Here is a 15,162-nt window from a genome sequence, read left to right on the forward strand (position 1 = left end):
GTTCTGACCCTGCCCGCAGCCTTATCCCGCTGATCACATTTTTGTTTTTTGCGACCTGCCCTTGCCATGTTACGCTGCGGCAAGAAAAGGGAGATGACCATGCATTTGACCAAAAGCATTACCGCCATTGGTATCAGCGCCGCTCTGATTGCCACCGCAGGCTTCGCCGCCAGCCATAGTGAGAAAGCCGCCAGTGCGGCGGTGAACGCGCGCCACGCGCAGATGCAACTGATTGCCTATCATACCGGCATTCTGGGCGGCATGGCCAAGGGCGAGACGGAGTATAACGCCGAGACGGCCACCGCCGCCGCGACCAATCTGAACGCCGCCGCCGGTTTCGCCCCGGGCACCCTCTGGCTTGAAGGGACCGAGCAAGGCGCTGTCGAAGGTTCCCGCGCCAAGGCCGAAATCTGGAGCGATGCCGAAGGGTTCAACGAAGCGCTGATGGCGCTGGAAACCGCCAGCGCGGATATGATCGAGGCCGCGGGCACCGATCTGGATGCGCTGAGGGCGGGCATGGGCGCAATCGGCAAGGCTTGCGGCGCTTGCCATGACGATTACCGCGGCCCCAAGAACTGATCCTTGCGACGGGTCATACCAGTACTGCTGGGCTGTGCCGCTCTCGGCGCGGCCCTTGGCTGGGCTCTCACCCGGCCCGATCCGCTTGAGCCGTCCTATGGTGCGGGGCTCACCCCGGACCCAGAGGCGGGCGCGCTGGTCTTTGCCGCCGGCGGCTGCGTTTCCTGCCACGCCGCGCCCGAAAGTGAAGAGGATAAGAGGCTGGTGCTGGCCGGGGGGCTGCCCTTCGCCAGTGATTTCGGCACCTTCCACGCGCCCAATATCTCCCCCGATCCAGAGCAGGGCATCGGTGACTGGACCCTGCCGGAGTTCGCCCGCGCCGTGACGCGGGGCGTCTCGCCCGAGGGGCAGCATTATTACCCCGCCTTTCCATACACCGCCTACCAACACCTCGCCCCGCAGGATGTGGTGGACCTTTTTGCCTATATGCAGACCCTGCCCACCTCGGATACGCCGAGCATGCCGCATGAGGTGGGGTTCCCCTTCAATATCCGCCGCGGGCTTGGCGCATGGAAGGTGCTGTTCTCACATGATGATTTCGTGCTGAGCGACCTGCCCGATGCTGAGGTCGAACGAGGGCGCTATCTGGTCGAAGGGCTGGCCCATTGCGGTGAATGCCATACGCCGCGCAACGCTTTGGGCGCGCTCGACCGTGAAGCTTGGCTGACCGGCGCGCCGAACCCTTCGGGCAAGGGGCGTATTCCCGGCATCACACCGGATCAGCTTGATTGGTCAAAGGCCGATCTCGTCGCCTATTTCACCTCCGGCTTCACGCCGGAATACGACAGCGCGGGCGGTGAGATGGCCGAGGTGGTCAGTAACCTCGCGCAGCTCCCCGAAAGCGACCGCGAAGCGATTGCGGCCTACCTTAAAGCCCTGCCCGGCGGTTAACGCCGGGCGCGTCTTTTCAATCAGGCAATCCCCAGCTTGCGGTTCCGCGCCTCGCGCAGACGCGCAAAATCGTCGCCCGCGTGGTAGCTCGACCGCGTCAGCGGCGTGGCCGAGACCATGAGGAAGCCCTTGCCGTAGGCCGCCTTTTCGTAAGAGGTAAACTCTTCGGGGGTGACGAAACGGTCCAGCGCATGGTGTTTGGGTGTCGGCTGTAGGTACTGGCCGATGGTCAGGAAATCGATGTCGGCAGCGCGCATGTCTTCCATGACCTGAATGACCGCTTGGCGATCTTCGCCCAAACCTACCATGATGCCCGATTTGGTGAACATCGAGGGATCCAACTCCTTTACCCGCTGAAGCAGGCGGAGGGAGTGGAAGTAGCGCGCGCCGGGGCGTACCTCGGGGTAAAGGCCCGGCACGGTTTCGAGGTTGTGGTTGAACACATCGGGGCGCGCTTCGACAACCTTTTCAAGGGCTTCGGGGCCGCAGCGGATGAAATCGGGCGTCAGGATTTCGATCGTCGTATCGGGGCTGCGGTGACGCACGGCGCGGATGGTCTGGGCGAAATGCTCCGCCCCGCCGTCCTCGATATCGTCTCGGTCAACGCTCGTGATGACCACATGGTTCAGCCCCAGTTTGGCGACCGCATCGGCCACGCGTCCCGGCTCGAACACGTCCAGCGCTTCGGGCGGCTTGCCGGTGGCGATGTTGCAGAAGGTACAGGCCCGGGTACAAACCTCGCCCATGATCATCATCGTGGCGTGGCCCTGAGACCAGCATTCGCCGACATTGGGGCAGCCCGCCTCTTCGCAGACCGTGGTCAGCTTGTTGTCGCGCATGATGCGCGCAGTCTCGGCATAGCCTTTGCCGCCGGGCGCTTTGACCCTGATCCAGCTCGGTTTTTTCGGCTGGGCGTTGTCAGGCTTGCGCGCCTTCTCGGGGTGGCGCTGTTCGGGTATCTTCAGATCGCGCATCGGGGGCCTCTGATCATTGTGTCGCGCCCTGTTTATCACAGTCCTTAACCCGATGGCCACCTACTGCATACGCCCCCGCGACAAGGCTGCCATGCACAGGCGGCATCGCCCTAGATCGTTGATTTAGAACGTTGATATGTAAACGTAAAATTACAATGCAGTTGCAGCATTGCGAGAGTTGCCGAGGCTTCCTATATGGGCTACCAAGCCACAAAGATTCCAATCCGAGAAAGAGAGACGCGATGAAACCCGGTATCAATGTCCCCAACGTCACCTTCAAGACGCGCGTGCGCGACGAAAGCATCGAAGGGTCCAACCCCTTCCGCTGGGAAGACAAGACCAGCGATGATTTCTTCAAAGGCAAGCGCGTTGTGCTCTTCTCCCTCCCCGGTGCCTTCACCCCGACCTGCAGCACCTACCAGCTGCCCGGGTTTGAGAACAATTTCGCTGCCTTCCAAGAGCATGGCATCGACGCGATCTATTGCCTGTCGGTCAACGACAGCTTTGTCATGAACAAGTGGAAAGAGATGCAGGGCGTCCAGAACATCGACGTGATCCCTGACGGTTCGGGCGAATTCACCCGCCGCATGGGCATGTTGGTCGCCAAAGACAACCTTGGCTTCGGCCCGCGCAGCTGGCGCTATGCGGCAATCGTGAACGATGGTCAGATCGAAGCATGGTTCGAAGAGCCCGGCATCCGTGACAACCACGACGAAGACCCCTATGGCGTTTCCAGCCCCGAGACCCTGCTGGAATACCTCGAAAACCAAAAGCAAACCGAAGCGGCCTAAGCCCCTTTGCGTGACCGGATCGGGCCATTTGGCCCGGTCCCTTTGACCCCGCTGCCCTGCCCGCGCCTAGTATTTCGCGCGCAGTTCTCCGGTCAGCCCCTCCCCCACTTCTTTCAGCGTCTCGGCCAATTGCGCCGCCCAACCGCTGCCCGGCGTGCCAGCCCGGCGGACGAGCCCGATTTGCCGCGCAGGTTCCGGCGCGCCGAAACGGTGCAGGCGCAGGCCCGGTGCGGCATCAAGCTCGGTCTTGGCGGCGATTTCGGGCATCAGGGTCATGCCAAACCCCGCCTCCACCAGCCGCGACAGCGTGGCGAGGGAGGACGCCCCGGTGTGAATGCCCGCCTGCGTGCGGTCGCGCTGGCAAACCTCCAGCGCCTGATCGGTGAGGCAGTGCCCATCCTCCAGCAACATCAGCGGCGTGCGGGCCAGATCGGTCGGGCGGGCGACATCCGCCCCCGCCATCCGGTCGGCAGACCCGGCCAGCAGAAAGCGATCCTCGAAAAGCGGCACCTCGGCGAGGCCCGTTTCGCCAGAGGGCACCGCCATCACCGCCGCATCCAGCGCCCCGGCGCGCAGATCGGCCAGCAATTGATCCGTCTGCGCCTCGCGTACCTCGACCCGAAGCGAGATATCCTGCGCCCGCAACGCGGCCAGCACGCCAGGCAAGAGATAGGGCGCGACGGTCGGTATCAGGCCAAGGTTCAGCGTGCCCGCCAGCCCGACCTGCTCTCGCGCCGTGGCCTCCAACAGCTTGGCGCGGCGCAGGATATCCTCCGCGCGGGTCAGCACTTCCCGGCCCAAGGGTGTCAGCACCGAGGCGCGGCTTTGTCGTTCGATCAACCGCCCGCCGAGCGTTTCCTCTAGCGTCCGGATCTGCACCGAAAGCGCGGGCTGGGAGATATTGCTCGCCTCCGCCGCCCGCCCGAAGTTGCCCAAGGTCGCCAGCGCCCGAAAGTATTCGAGTTGTTTCAGGGTAAAGCTCATAACTTTTACCTATCGCAATTTTATAAAACTGCAATTGGAAATTATGGGCGGAATCGATCATCTTCCTGTCAGACAGTAACCGAGGGGAACCCAAGATGAGCAAGCGTCTCACCACCACCGCCGGCGCACCGATGCCGACAAACGACACCAGCAAGACCGCGGGCGCCCGTGGCCCGGTCCTGCTGGACGACTACCAATTGATCGAGAAGCTCGCCCATCAGAACCGCGAGCGGATCCCTGAGCGTGCCGTTCACGCCAAGGGCTGGGGCGCCGAGGGCACCTTCACCGTCACCCATGACATCAGTCAATATAGCTGTGCTGCGATCTTCTCCGAAGTGGGCAAGACCTGCGAAATCATTTCGCGCTGGTCCACCGTGGCGGGCGAGCTTGGCGCCGCCGACAGTGAGCGTGACGTGCGCGGCTTCTCGGTGAAATTCTACACCGAAGAGGGCAACTGGGACGTTGTGGGCAACAACACCCCGATCTTCTTTGTCCGCGATGCCTATAAATTCCCAGACTTCATCCGCACCCAGAAACGCCACCCGCGCACCAACCTGCGCTCGCCCGAGGCGATGTTCGACTTCTGGGCGGCGCAGCCCGAATGTGTGCACCAGGTCACCATCCTGATGTCCGACCGGGGCATTCCGGTGAACCCGATGCATATGCACGGCTATGGCAGCCACACCTATTCGATGTGGAACGCCAAGGGCGAGCGTCACTGGGTAAAGTTCCACTTCCGCTGCCAGCAGGAAATCCGCAACCGCACCAATGAGGATGCGGAAAAGCTGATCGGGTCGACCCGTGAGAACTTCCAAGAGGATCTCTTCAACGCGATCGAAGGCGGCGACTACCCGAAATGGGAGCTGAACATCCAAGTCATGCCCGAGGAAGAGGCCGAGACCTGCGGCTTCAACCCCTTCGACCTGACCAAGGTTTGGCCGCATGCGGATTACCCGCTGATCCCCGTCGGCATGTTGGAGTTCAACCGCAACCCTGACAACTACTTCCAGAGCATCGAGAACGCCGCCTATTCGCCGTCGAACAAAATCCCCGGCATCGGCTTCTCGCCCGATAAGATGTTGCAGGCGCGGGTATTCTCCTATGCGGATGCGCACCGCTACCGTCTTGGTACGCATTACGAGGCCCTGCCCGTGAACGCGCCCAAGGCCGCGCCGATGCATCACTACCACAAGGACGGCGCGATGCGGTTCTTCCCGCAGCAGACCGGCCACCCGGATGCCTATTACGAGCCGAACCAATACGAAGGCTCGGTCCGCCCCGATCCATCGGTGCAAGAACCACCGCTGCGCATCTCGGGCGATGCGGACCGCTATGTGCAGGAAGAGGCGGATGCCGATTACGTCCAGCCGCGCAAGCTCTATACCGAGGTGTTCGATCAAGCGCAGCGTGACCGTCTGCACGAGAACATGGCCGGTGCCATGGCGCCCTGTTCGCAATCGGTGAAAGAACGCTGGTATGCGGTGCTTGAGAAAGTGCACCCCGACTATGCCGCCGGTGTGCGTGCCGCTTGCGAGAAAGACGAAGTCGCGATCTCGGTCACAGATGAGACGCCGACGAAGGTCGCAGACTAAAACAACGGGGGCGGCCGGGTTATCATCCTGCCGCCCCTTCTTTACCCGACCAGCATTTACCCGATCATTGGGCCACCCGGCCCCACGGTTTCATCGTAGTGCCGTTTCAGCCGCATGAGTGCGATCCGAAGCACGATCTTGCCCGAACGCGCTGACCAACCGAGCCGTTTTTCGGTGGTCTCCAACCCCTCCAGATAGCAGCAACAGCGCAGCACCACGTCCGACAGGCCGGGGCCGAGGTCGGCCATGGCATCGGCCACCCTCTTGCGCGCCTCCGCCGCGGCCATGGCGCCGGCCCCGTCACGCCGGCCGCTGGGTTTGGCGCCGGGGGTCAGAAAGTGGTCCCAGTTCTGCGTAACCTCACCACCCATCTGCGCCAGTTCGAAATCTTCGCGCAGCCTTTCGCCCGCATGGACCAGCCCCTCGTTCAAGAAGGGCGCGCCGGATTTGTCGCGCCGCCGGGCGAGGGTCGAAAGCGGGCTTTCGGACAGGCAATAGCGGCCACGGCGCGGGGCCGTATCCGCATCTGCGCCCAAGTCTGCGGCGGGCGCGTCGGGCCCGCCCAGAAAGGCGGTCTGATCTTCGGCAAAGCCGTCTGCGGCTGCGCCCTGCTCTTCAAGCATGCGCCGCAGCGCCGCGCGCCCCGCGCTGGTGATATGATAGCGCGTCACCCGGCCTGTGCTGCCCGGCGCGATCCAATCTTTCAATGCCATCGCCTGCGCCACGGCGCTATCCACCACGGCGGTGCGCGCGCCGGGGCCGGTGTCCGCCTCGCGCAGGACGACGGCCTTTTCCATCCCTTCGGCCACGGCAAGGATCGCGCCTGCCTCATGCAGGCGCCGTAGGACGCGCAGCGCCTCGGCGGCGAAAGTGTCTTCGTCAAGAAGGGGGGCGGCGGGTTTCATCATTGTCGCTGTCTTTCCTGCTGGGGGGCCAGCAGTACAATCCAAGGCGCGCCGCACCGCCCCGAGCCTGCGCAGGGCGGCATCCACCAGCGGATCGTCGCGCCGTGTCTCGATACGGCGAATTTGACGCATGATGGTCGAGGCATGACAGCCAGCTTGGCGTGCCAAGGCCCGGATCGGGGCGCCGGTCTCCGTATGTGCGAGGTAATGCAGGGCTCCGTGCGGCACCCATCCCGGCAGGACGGACTGTTGAATTTGGTGATGCGCCTTCAATTGACTGCCACTTCCATTTTGGCGGGTCCCCAAGCTGGGTGAGTTATCCCCAGAGTTATTCACAACCTATGGATGTTTTGGTTACCCGTTCGTTAAAATCGTCGCATTTGGCAATGATTGTTTCCAAAAGGTAAACGCCATCGAAAGGCGCCGTCCGCCGGGAACCCGCAACACGCAACACCCGGAAGGGTTGTGAGACACTTCGCCGATCCGGGGTGATTCACCCCTTAGAAATCGGAGAGTGTGATGCAAGATCTACTGACCATGTTGCAAAAACTTCACCGCCCGCGCCTGCTGATGCGGGCCGCCCGCATCGGGGCCGAGGACTACCGCCGCGGCACCCATTTGCCACGGATACTGGGCTTTGGCATATTGCCACGCCACGGCACCGCGCTGATCAAACTGATCGAGATCGAGGCCGCGTTGGACACCCAGCGCAAGACGGCGGATGCAAGCTATAGCCTGATCCGCCATGTGGATGTTCTTATTGCCATGGTTGGCGAGGCACGGTTCCTGAAGGCCGCGATGATGCCCAGCGCCTGAATTGCGATGCGGGGGATCGCCCCCGCCGCAAAGCCTTAGCTAAAACTATCGGGTTCCGCCGCCTTACGGGTCGCGACAAAGGCATCGAGCGCTTCGCGAATGGCTGGATCCAGCGCGGGCTGCTGGTAGTCGGCCAGCATCTTTTCGACCCGCGCGGTGGCAAGGCTCTGCGTGTCGCGCGCGCCCTCGTCCGACCATGTCTCAAAGGGTTTGTAGTCCAACAGATCCGACTTCCAAAAGGCATCGCGGAAATTACTCTGCGTATGGGCGCAGCCAAGGTAATGCCCCCCAGGCCCCACTTCGCGGATCGCGTCCATGGCCTGCGCGTTCACGTCGATCTCCACCCCACGGGCAAGGTGATGCAACGTGCCCAGTTGATCCGCATCCATGACGAATTTCTCGAAAGAGGAAACAAGACCCCCTTCCAGCCAGCCACAGGCGTGCAGCATGAAGTTCACCCCCGAAAGCAGCCCCATGTTCAGGCTGTTCGAGGTCTCATAGGCCGCCTGCGCATCGGGCAGTTTCGAGCCGGTGAAGGACCCGGCGCTGCGGTACGGCAGGTTGAGCCTGCGGGCCAGCTGCCCAGCGCCATATGTGATATGCGCAGCCTCGGGCGTGCCGAATGTGGGCGCGCCGCTGTTCATGTCGATGGAGGTGACGAAAGCCCCCATGATCACCGGCGCCCCGGGGCGGACCAACTGGCTATAGGCGATGCCCGCCAGCGTCTCGGCCAAGACCTGTGTCAGCGTGCCCGCCACACTCACCGGGGCCATGGCACCGCCCACGATGAAGGGCGAGATGATGCAGGCCTGATTGTTCTCGGCATAGACCTTGAGCGCGCCCATCATCACATCGTCAAACGTCATCGGCGAGTTGATGTTGATGAGCGAGGTCATCACCGTGTTTTCCTGCACGAAGTCCTTACCGAACAGAATACCGCACATGTCGACGGAATCCTGCGCGCGGCTGGGTTCGGTCACCGATCCCATGAAGGGTTTGTCGCTCAGCGTCATATGGGCATGCAGCATATCAAGGTGACGTTTGTTCACCGGGATATCCGTCGGCTCGCATACCGTCCCCCCCGAGTGGTGCAGCCATTTGGACATATAGCCCAGCTTCACGAACTTCTCGAAATCCGCCATCGTGGCATAGCGCCGCCCCCCTGCGGCATCGCGCACGAAGGGCGGGCCATAGACGGGGGCGAGGACAAGGTTCCTCCCCCCGATTACCACATCCCGATCCCGGTTGCGTGCCACTTGGGTAATCGTCGAAGGCGCGGTGCAACAAAGCTTGCGTGCCAACCCCCGTGGGATACGCACCCGCTCCCCCTGAACATCGGCCCCGGCCTCACGCCAGAGCGCCAATGCCTCGGGGTTGTCGGGAAAGTTCACGCCGATCTCTTCCAGCACCGCATCGGCGTTCTGTTCGATGATCTCCAGCGCCTCTTCGGTCAGCACTTCGAAGTTCGGGATATTCCGTTCGATATAGCGCGCTGTCTCGAAAGAGACGGCTGTGCGTGCCGCGCGTCTTGCCGCACCACCACCGCCGCGTGCCCGTCGTGCTGATTCCGCCATTGCTCTATCCTTCCCGCAAGTCTTGGCCAGTCACTACCCCATTCCCGGCAGGCGCTTCGCGCGGATAACGCCCCCTAGCGGCAAAAAGCGACATCGCGTGCCGTCCCCGCGCCACTTGCGTGAATTAAACGCGGGCGGCACCGGTCTTCGGCCTGCTAGAGACTTGCCAGAGCGCGCGCACGGGCCTAATCACAGCCCCATGACAGATATCACCCATGACCGCCTTCTCATCATCGACTTCGGCAGCCAGGTCACGCAGCTTATCGCGCGTCGCCTGCGGGAGCTGAATGTCTTTTGCGAAATCCACCCGTTCAACACGGTGGACGAAGCCTTCCTCAAGGAATTCGCGCCTAAGGCGGTGATCCTGTCGGGTGGCCCGTCCTCGGTGTTTGCCGAAGGCGCGCCGCGTCCGCCGCAGGCTGTTTTTGAACTGGGCGTGCCAATCCTTGGCATCTGCTATGGCCAGCAGGTGATGATGCATTGCCTCGGCGGCCATGTGGAGCGCGGCCATGGCACCGCTGAGTTCGGGCGGGCCTTTGTCACCCCCACCGGGCAACAGCTCGATCTGCTGGAAGGCTGGTTCGCCACCGACCGCGAACAGGTCTGGATGAGCCATGGTGACCACGTCAGCAAAATCGCCCCGGGGTTCGAGGTCTATGGCACCTCCCCCAACGCGCCCTTCGCCATTACCGCCGATGTTGAACGTCACTTCTACGCCGTGCAGTTCCACCCCGAGGTGCACCACACCCCCAACGGCCCGCGCCTATACGAGAACTTCGTGCGTTTGGCGGGCTTCAAGGGCGACTGGACCATGAGCGCCTACCGTGAGGAAGCCATTGCCGCGATCCGCGAGCAGGTTGGCGACCAGAAGGTGATCTGTGGTCTCTCGGGCGGTGTCGACAGCTCCGTGGCTGCCGTGCTGATCCATGAGGCGATCGGCGACCAGCTGACTTGCGTCTTCGTCGACCATGGCCTGCTGCGCAAGGGTGAGGCCGAAGAGGTCGTCACCATGTTCCGCGATCATTACAACATGCCGCTGATCCATGCGGATGAGCAGGAACTGTTCTTGGGCGAGCTCGACGGCGTCTCGGACCCCGAGACCAAGCGCAAGATCATCGGCAAACTCTTCATCGACGTGTTCCAGAAACACGCCAAGGAAGTGGGCGATGCGACCTTCCTCGCCCAAGGCACGCTCTACCCCGATGTGATCGAGAGCGTTTCCTTCTCCGGTGGGCCTTCTGTAACGATCAAGAGCCACCACAACGTCGGCGGCCTGCCTGAAAAGATGGGCCTGAAGCTGGTCGAGCCGCTGCGCGAACTTTTCAAAGACGAGGTGCGCGAGCTTGGCCGCGAGTTGGGCCTGCCGCCCTCCTTCATCGGTCGCCACCCCTTCCCCGGGCCGGGTCTTGCGATCCGCTGCCCCGGTGAGATCACCCGCGAGAAACTCGACATCCTGCGCGAAGCCGATGCGGTCTATATCGACCAGATCCGCCGCCATGGGCTTTATGACGATATCTGGCAGGCCTTCGTGGCGATCCTGCCGGTGCGCACTGTGGGCGTGATGGGCGATGGCCGGACCTATGACTTCGCCTGCGCCCTGCGTGCGGTGACCTCGGTGGATGGGATGACGGCGGATTACTACCCCTTCTCGCATGATTTCCTTGGTGAAACCGCCACGCGGATCATCAACGAGGTGCCGGGCATCAATCGCGTTACCTATGACATCACCTCGAAACCTCCGGGCACCATCGAGTGGGAATAAAAATGCGGGTGGCCCTAACCGGCCACCTACGCTGCGCCACCCGGGCCGAGGCGGACCGGGTGCGCGCAGGGCTTGACGCGCATCTGCGTCTCACCCGGGCCGAGCCGGGCTGCCTTAGCTTCGACGTGACCCCGACCGACGATCCCCTAGTCTGGCAGGTGTCGGAGCTTTTCACCGACCGCGCGGCCTTTGAGGCGCACCAGGCCCGTGCCGTAGCATCGGACTGGGCGCGGCTCACCGCCGGGATCGCCCGCGACTATCAGATCACAGAAACCACATGAGCCCCACCTTTCGCGCTGCACTCTGGATGATCGGCTCCATCGGATCATTCTCTACCATGGCCGTGGCGGGGCGCGAACTCTCGGCGCGGTTCGACACTTTCGAGGTGATGCTTTACCGCAGCGTGATTGGCGTGATCATCGTCCTGTCGCTTGCCGGGGCCACGGGCGCGTGGCGGCAGATCAACACCCGCAACTTCGGCCTTCAACTGCTGCGCAACCTTGCGCATTTCACCGGGCAGAACCTGTGGTTCCTCGCCGTGTCGCTGATCCCGCTGGCGCAGGTCTTCGCGTTGGAGTTCACATCGCCCCTATGGGTCATCGCCCTGTCGATTTTCCTACTGGGCGAACGGCTGACCGCGACACGGGCGCTGGCCGCCGTCCTGGGGTTCATCGGCATCCTGATCGTGGCGCGCCCCGATATCGGCAACCTCAACACCGGCATTCTGGCGGCGGCGGGATGCGCCGTCTTCTTTGCCCTGACCAATGTGCTGACCAAGCGGCTGACGCGCACCCAAGGGATCACCACGATCCTCTTCTACCTCACCACGTTGCAACTGCTGTTCGGCCTGATCGCGGCGGGCTACGATGGCGATATCGCCAGCCCCACGGCTGAGACGATGCCCTTCCTGCTGCTGGTCGGCGCCTGCGGGCTGCTGGCGCATTACTGCCTGACCAACGCACTCAGCCTCGCCCCTGCAACCGTGGTGGTGCCGATCGATTTTGTCCGCCTTCCGGCCATCGCCGTGGTCGGGATGCTGCTCTATGCCGAAGCACTGGATGTCTGGGTCTTCGTCGGGGCCGCGATCATCTTTGCTGGCAACTACCTCAACATCTGGTTTGAGACCCGCAAAGCACACCCAAGGTAATGTTTGCGCAGATTTCAACCTGACCCAAGGTCAGTGATTGACGCAAACGGCAGCAATCCGCTTAGATCGTTTCTAACCTGTGCCGGGGAGGAACCGCACAGAAGTTTTGGGAGGAAAGCAAATGAAAACCTATTTCTTGGCAATTCCGGCACTGTTGGCATCTACGGCAATCGTTCAAGCTGGCGGCATCGATCGGTCGGGCCAATCCATCAATGCCCTGTTTGAAAGCGGGCGCTATGCCGAATTCAGCTTTGGGCATATCGATCCATCCACCAGTGGTACGTCGACAATGGCGGTGCCGCCGCCATCGCTGTCGAATGTAAGCTCCGGCGATATGACCTCCAGCTATCTCCAGTTTGGCGCAGCCTATAAGGCCGACATCAACGACAAGCTGTCCTATGCGATCATCTACGATCAGCCGTTCGGCGCGGATGTCGATTACCCCACGCCCACCGGCTACTATGCACAAGGTGCCCAAGCGGATCTGGAAAGCCACGCGATTACCGGCCTGCTGCGTTATCGCATGAACGAGAACTTCAGCGTTCACGGCGGTCTGCGCGTCCAGACCATCGAAGCGGTCGCAGCTGTGCCCTTCGTCGCCGGCTATACGGTGAACGGCGAGCGTGACACCGGCGTCGGCTATGTTGCGGGTGTCGCCTATGAGCGCCCCGACATCGCCATGCGTGTCGCGCTGACCTATAATTCCAGCATCGACCACGAGGTCGACACGACCGAGTTCGGCGCCGTCATGAGCACGACCGAAATCGAAACCCCGCAGTCGGTGAACCTTGATTTCCAGACCGGCATCGCTGCTGACACATTGCTCTTCGGTGGTATCCGTTGGGTCGATTGGTCCTCCTTCGACATCACGCCGGCCCAGTACCAAGGCGCGACCGGTGGCTCGCTGGTCAGCTACGATGACGACGTTTTCACCTACTCGCTCGGCGTCGGCCGCCGTCTGAACGACAACTGGTCGGTCTCGGCCTCTGTCGGCTATGAGAAGTCTAACGGCGGGTTCGCCTCCAACCTCGGGCCGACCGATGGCAACAAGAGCCTCGCTCTGGCTGCCGTCTATACCCGTGACAACATGAAAATCACCACCGGCGTGCGCTACGTCAACATCGGTGATGCAGAGACGACTTTGAACGGTGTGAATGCATCGGGCGAGTTCGAAGACAACGATGCTCTAGCCTTTGGTGTGAAAGTAGGCTTCACCTTCTAATCCACACCAGAACAATCGATATTACGCCGCCCGAGACCCTCGGGCGGCGTTTTTTTATGAATGCGCATCTTTCGGGTCGTGCCGATCCACCGAACGGCCTAAACCCGAGCTATGATCGCACAGAAAACCATCCCCCCGCGCGCTTGGATCGAAATGGGCTTTCTCGCCCTGCTCTGGGGCGCGTCCTTTGTCGCCGTGCGGGTGGCCTTGGATGAGATCGGGCCGCTGACATCGGTTGCGCATCGGGTGTTCTGGGCGATGTTGGTGCTTTGGGCGGCCGTCGCCACCATGCGCCTGCCACTGCCGCGCGACCCGCGCATCTGGGCGGCCTTCCTGCTGATGGGGCTTTTGAACAATGTGATCCCCTTCTCGCTGATGGCATGGGGGCAGCTGCACATCCCCTCGGGGCTGACCTCGATCCTCAATGCCGCCACCGCGATCTTTGGCGTGCTGGCCGCCGCCATCTTTCTGGCGGATGAGCGGATCACCCCGCGCAAGGCGATTGGCGTCTGCCTTGGCTTCGCGGGTGTCAGTACCGCCATCGGTCTGGAAAATCTCACGAATTTCGACCTCGGCAGCCTTGCACAACTGGCCGTGCTGGGCGGTGCGATGTCCTATGCCATGGCCGGGGTCTGCGCGCGCAAACTGCTGCCGGGCCAGCCGCCGCAACTGGCCGCCGCCGGGATGCTCACCGGCGCCACGCTGATCATGCTGCCGCTGGCATGGGTGGCGGAGGGACCGCTGACGCTCAAGCTCGCCCCCGCCACGCTCGTCGCCATCGCCTATTACGCGCTGGCCGCGACGGCGCTGGCCTATCTGCTCTATTACCGCGTGCTTGGCATGGCGGGCAGCAGCAACCTGATGTTGGTGACACTGCTGGTCGCCCCCGTGGCGATCCTGCTGGGCGCATGGCTGCGTGATGAGACCCTGCGCCCCACCGCCTATGGGGGTTTCGCCCTTCTCGCACTCGGGCTTCTGGTGCTCGATGGCCGCATCTGGCGTCTGGTCAAACACTGGGGTAGTCAGGGGAAACGAAGCACTTAACCTTGGTGATACATGCTCTACCCCACGGCTGACGATTGGCGCGCGGCGCCGCGGCGCAAAGTTCTGATCTTCGGCATGTCGGGCTTGGGCAAGACCCATCTCTCCAGCCTGCTGCGCGCCAGCGGGGATTGGTTTCACTACTCCATCGACTACCGCATCGGCACCCGCTACTTGGGCGAGCTCATCGCCGACAATGCCAAGGCCGAGGCGATGAAAGTGCCCTTCCTGCGCGATCTGCTGCTGAGCGATAGCATCTACATCGGCTCGAACATCACCTTCGACAACCTGTCGCCTGTGGCCACATGGCTGGGCAAACCGGGTGACCCTTCGCGCGGCGGGCTGCCGATGGAAGAATACGCCAAACGGCAAGAGGCTTTCCGCCGGGCCGAGATCAACGCGCTGCAAGACACCGCCTATTTCGCCACCCGCGCCGAGGCGCTCTATGGCTATCCGCATTTCATCTGCGACACCGGTGGCTCGATCTGCGAATGGGTCGACCCCGAAGACCCGAACGACCCGCTCCTGCGGCAATTGGCCGAGGAATGTCTGCTGGTCTGGATCAAGGGCGACGAGGCCCATACCGAGGAACTCATCCGACGCTTTGACAAAGCCCCCAAGCCGATGGCCTATCAGCCCGAATTCCTCGCCCGGGCATGGGCCGATTATCTGGCCGAAAAGAACATTACAGAGGACGCGGTGAACCCCGACGACTTCATCCGCTGGACCTATGCCGCCGCCCTGTCGCACCGCCAACCCCGCTATGTGGCGATGTCGAAATGGGGTGTCACCATCACCCCCGCCGATATCGACGCGTTGAAAGCTCCCGAAGACTTTACCGACCTCATTGCCCGCCACCTGCCCGCGGGCGGTTGAACCCGCCC

Annotated in this window: 15 protein-coding genes; 11 read left to right on the forward strand and 4 right to left on the reverse strand. The window is 62.5% G+C overall.

Translation table 11 applies throughout. From position 1 onward, the window contains the following. Positions 1 to 99 precede the first annotated feature (99 nt). Positions 100 to 579 carry a cytochrome c gene (locus ACGYK4_RS14495; protein WP_168613458.1) on the forward strand — a complete coding sequence of 160 codons (480 nt, stop codon included), beginning with the start codon at positions 100 to 102 and terminating at the stop codon, positions 577 to 579. Between the two features lie 3 nt (positions 580 to 582). Further along, complete coding sequence (locus tag ACGYK4_RS14500; protein WP_394457129.1) at positions 583 to 1,470, forward strand: c-type cytochrome; 888 nt, start codon at positions 583 to 585, stop codon at positions 1,468 to 1,470. 20 nt (positions 1,471 to 1,490) lie between these two features. Here ACGYK4_RS14500 and lipA read toward each other — a convergent pair whose 3' ends face one another. Then, a complete protein-coding gene (lipA, locus tag ACGYK4_RS14505) occupies positions 1,491 to 2,444 on the reverse strand; it encodes a lipoyl synthase (RefSeq protein WP_271687409.1) in 954 nt (317 codons plus the stop codon). Between the two features lie 242 nt (positions 2,445 to 2,686). Here lipA and ACGYK4_RS14510 point away from each other — a divergent pair, with 242 nt between their 5' ends. After that, entirely contained in the window at positions 2,687 to 3,235 is a 549-nt protein-coding gene (locus ACGYK4_RS14510; RefSeq protein WP_394457130.1) for a peroxiredoxin, read from the forward strand. 66 nt (positions 3,236 to 3,301) lie between these two features. Here ACGYK4_RS14510 and ACGYK4_RS14515 read toward each other — a convergent pair whose 3' ends face one another. After that, complete coding sequence (locus ACGYK4_RS14515) at positions 3,302 to 4,219, reverse strand: LysR substrate-binding domain-containing protein (protein ID WP_394457132.1); 918 nt, start codon at positions 4,217 to 4,219, stop codon at positions 3,302 to 3,304. 95 nt (positions 4,220 to 4,314) lie between these two features. Between ACGYK4_RS14515 and ACGYK4_RS14520 the strand changes: the two genes are divergently transcribed. Beyond that, the gene (locus tag ACGYK4_RS14520) at positions 4,315 to 5,811 is read left to right on the forward strand and encodes a catalase (protein ID WP_394457134.1); all 1,497 of its coding nucleotides are present in this window, start codon (positions 4,315 to 4,317) and stop codon (positions 5,809 to 5,811) included. A gap of 56 nt (positions 5,812 to 5,867) precedes the next feature. On the opposite strand, the gene ACGYK4_RS14525 is transcribed toward ACGYK4_RS14520, so the two are convergent. Beyond that, the gene (locus ACGYK4_RS14525; RefSeq protein WP_394457216.1) at positions 5,868 to 6,956 is read right to left on the reverse strand and encodes a DUF6456 domain-containing protein; all 1,089 of its coding nucleotides are present in this window, start codon (positions 6,954 to 6,956) and stop codon (positions 5,868 to 5,870) included. Positions 6,957 to 7,235: 279 nt separating this feature from the next. Between ACGYK4_RS14525 and ACGYK4_RS14530 the strand changes: the two genes are divergently transcribed. Next, on the forward strand, positions 7,236 to 7,532 hold the full coding sequence (locus ACGYK4_RS14530) for a DUF6477 family protein (protein WP_271687411.1): 297 nt from the start codon (positions 7,236 to 7,238) through the stop codon (positions 7,530 to 7,532). Between the two features lie 35 nt (positions 7,533 to 7,567). On the opposite strand, the gene ACGYK4_RS14535 is transcribed toward ACGYK4_RS14530, so the two are convergent. Then, on the reverse strand, positions 7,568 to 9,106 hold the full coding sequence (locus tag ACGYK4_RS14535) for a trimethylamine methyltransferase family protein (RefSeq protein ID WP_394457136.1): 1,539 nt from the start codon (positions 9,104 to 9,106) through the stop codon (positions 7,568 to 7,570). Between the two features lie 199 nt (positions 9,107 to 9,305). Between ACGYK4_RS14535 and guaA the strand changes: the two genes are divergently transcribed. The 6 genes from guaA (at position 9,306) to ACGYK4_RS14565 (ending at position 15,154) form a co-directional block, all read left to right on the forward strand. Continuing rightward, positions 9,306 to 10,868 (forward strand): glutamine-hydrolyzing GMP synthase, encoded by a 1,563-nt coding sequence (gene guaA / locus ACGYK4_RS14540; protein ID WP_067266859.1) that lies wholly within the window; start codon positions 9,306 to 9,308, stop codon positions 10,866 to 10,868. Positions 10,869 to 10,870: 2 nt separating this feature from the next. Further along, positions 10,871 to 11,149, forward strand: coding sequence for a putative quinol monooxygenase (locus ACGYK4_RS14545; protein ID WP_394409041.1), 279 nt, complete (start codon positions 10,871 to 10,873; stop codon positions 11,147 to 11,149). Next, a complete protein-coding gene (locus tag ACGYK4_RS14550; protein ID WP_394457138.1) occupies positions 11,146 to 12,015 on the forward strand; it encodes a DMT family transporter in 870 nt (289 codons plus the stop codon). Before ACGYK4_RS14545 ends, ACGYK4_RS14550 begins: the two co-directional genes overlap by 4 nt. 121 nt (positions 12,016 to 12,136) lie before the next feature. Beyond that, positions 12,137 to 13,237 carry an OmpP1/FadL family transporter gene (locus ACGYK4_RS14555; protein WP_394407544.1) on the forward strand — a complete coding sequence of 367 codons (1,101 nt, stop codon included), beginning with the start codon at positions 12,137 to 12,139 and terminating at the stop codon, positions 13,235 to 13,237. A 111-nt stretch (positions 13,238 to 13,348) separates the two neighbouring features. Further along, positions 13,349 to 14,281, forward strand: a complete 933-nt coding sequence (locus ACGYK4_RS14560) for a DMT family transporter (protein ID WP_394457140.1) — start codon at positions 13,349 to 13,351, stop codon at positions 14,279 to 14,281. A gap of 12 nt (positions 14,282 to 14,293) precedes the next feature. Continuing rightward, the gene (locus tag ACGYK4_RS14565; protein ID WP_394457142.1) at positions 14,294 to 15,154 is read left to right on the forward strand and encodes an ATPase; all 861 of its coding nucleotides are present in this window, start codon (positions 14,294 to 14,296) and stop codon (positions 15,152 to 15,154) included. Positions 15,155 to 15,162: the final 8 nt, after the last annotated feature.

It is taken from the genome of Sulfitobacter sp. 1A13368, assembly GCF_043557275.1.
Classification (GTDB): Bacteria; Pseudomonadota; Alphaproteobacteria; order Rhodobacterales; family Rhodobacteraceae; genus Sulfitobacter; species Sulfitobacter faviae.

Bases quoted from the DNA above. Each gene is read 5' to 3' on its own strand.
- ACGYK4_RS14565 (WP_394457142.1), top strand. From the start codon at position 14,294: ATGCTCTACCCCACGGCTGACGATTGGCGCGCGGCGCCGCGGCGCAAA.
- ACGYK4_RS14560 (WP_394457140.1), top strand. From the start codon at position 13,349: ATGATCGCACAGAAAACCATCCCCCCGCGCGCTTGGATCGAAATGGGC.
- ACGYK4_RS14510 (WP_394457130.1), top strand. From the start codon at position 2,687: ATGAAACCCGGTATCAATGTCCCCAACGTCACCTTCAAGACGCGCGTG.
- ACGYK4_RS14535 (WP_394457136.1), bottom strand. From the start codon at position 9,106: ATGGCGGAATCAGCACGACGGGCACGCGGCGGTGGTGGTGCGGCAAGA.
- ACGYK4_RS14550 (WP_394457138.1), top strand. From the start codon at position 11,146: ATGAGCCCCACCTTTCGCGCTGCACTCTGGATGATCGGCTCCATCGGA.
- ACGYK4_RS14555 (WP_394407544.1), top strand. From the start codon at position 12,137: ATGAAAACCTATTTCTTGGCAATTCCGGCACTGTTGGCATCTACGGCA.
- lipA (WP_271687409.1), bottom strand. From the start codon at position 2,444: ATGCGCGATCTGAAGATACCCGAACAGCGCCACCCCGAGAAGGCGCGC.
- ACGYK4_RS14530 (WP_271687411.1), top strand. From the start codon at position 7,236: ATGCAAGATCTACTGACCATGTTGCAAAAACTTCACCGCCCGCGCCTG.
- ACGYK4_RS14545 (WP_394409041.1), top strand. From the start codon at position 10,871: ATGCGGGTGGCCCTAACCGGCCACCTACGCTGCGCCACCCGGGCCGAG.
- ACGYK4_RS14520 (WP_394457134.1), top strand. From the start codon at position 4,315: ATGAGCAAGCGTCTCACCACCACCGCCGGCGCACCGATGCCGACAAAC.
- guaA (WP_067266859.1), top strand. From the start codon at position 9,306: ATGACAGATATCACCCATGACCGCCTTCTCATCATCGACTTCGGCAGC.
- ACGYK4_RS14495 (WP_168613458.1), top strand. From the start codon at position 100: ATGCATTTGACCAAAAGCATTACCGCCATTGGTATCAGCGCCGCTCTG.
- ACGYK4_RS14515 (WP_394457132.1), bottom strand. From the start codon at position 4,219: ATGAGCTTTACCCTGAAACAACTCGAATACTTTCGGGCGCTGGCGACC.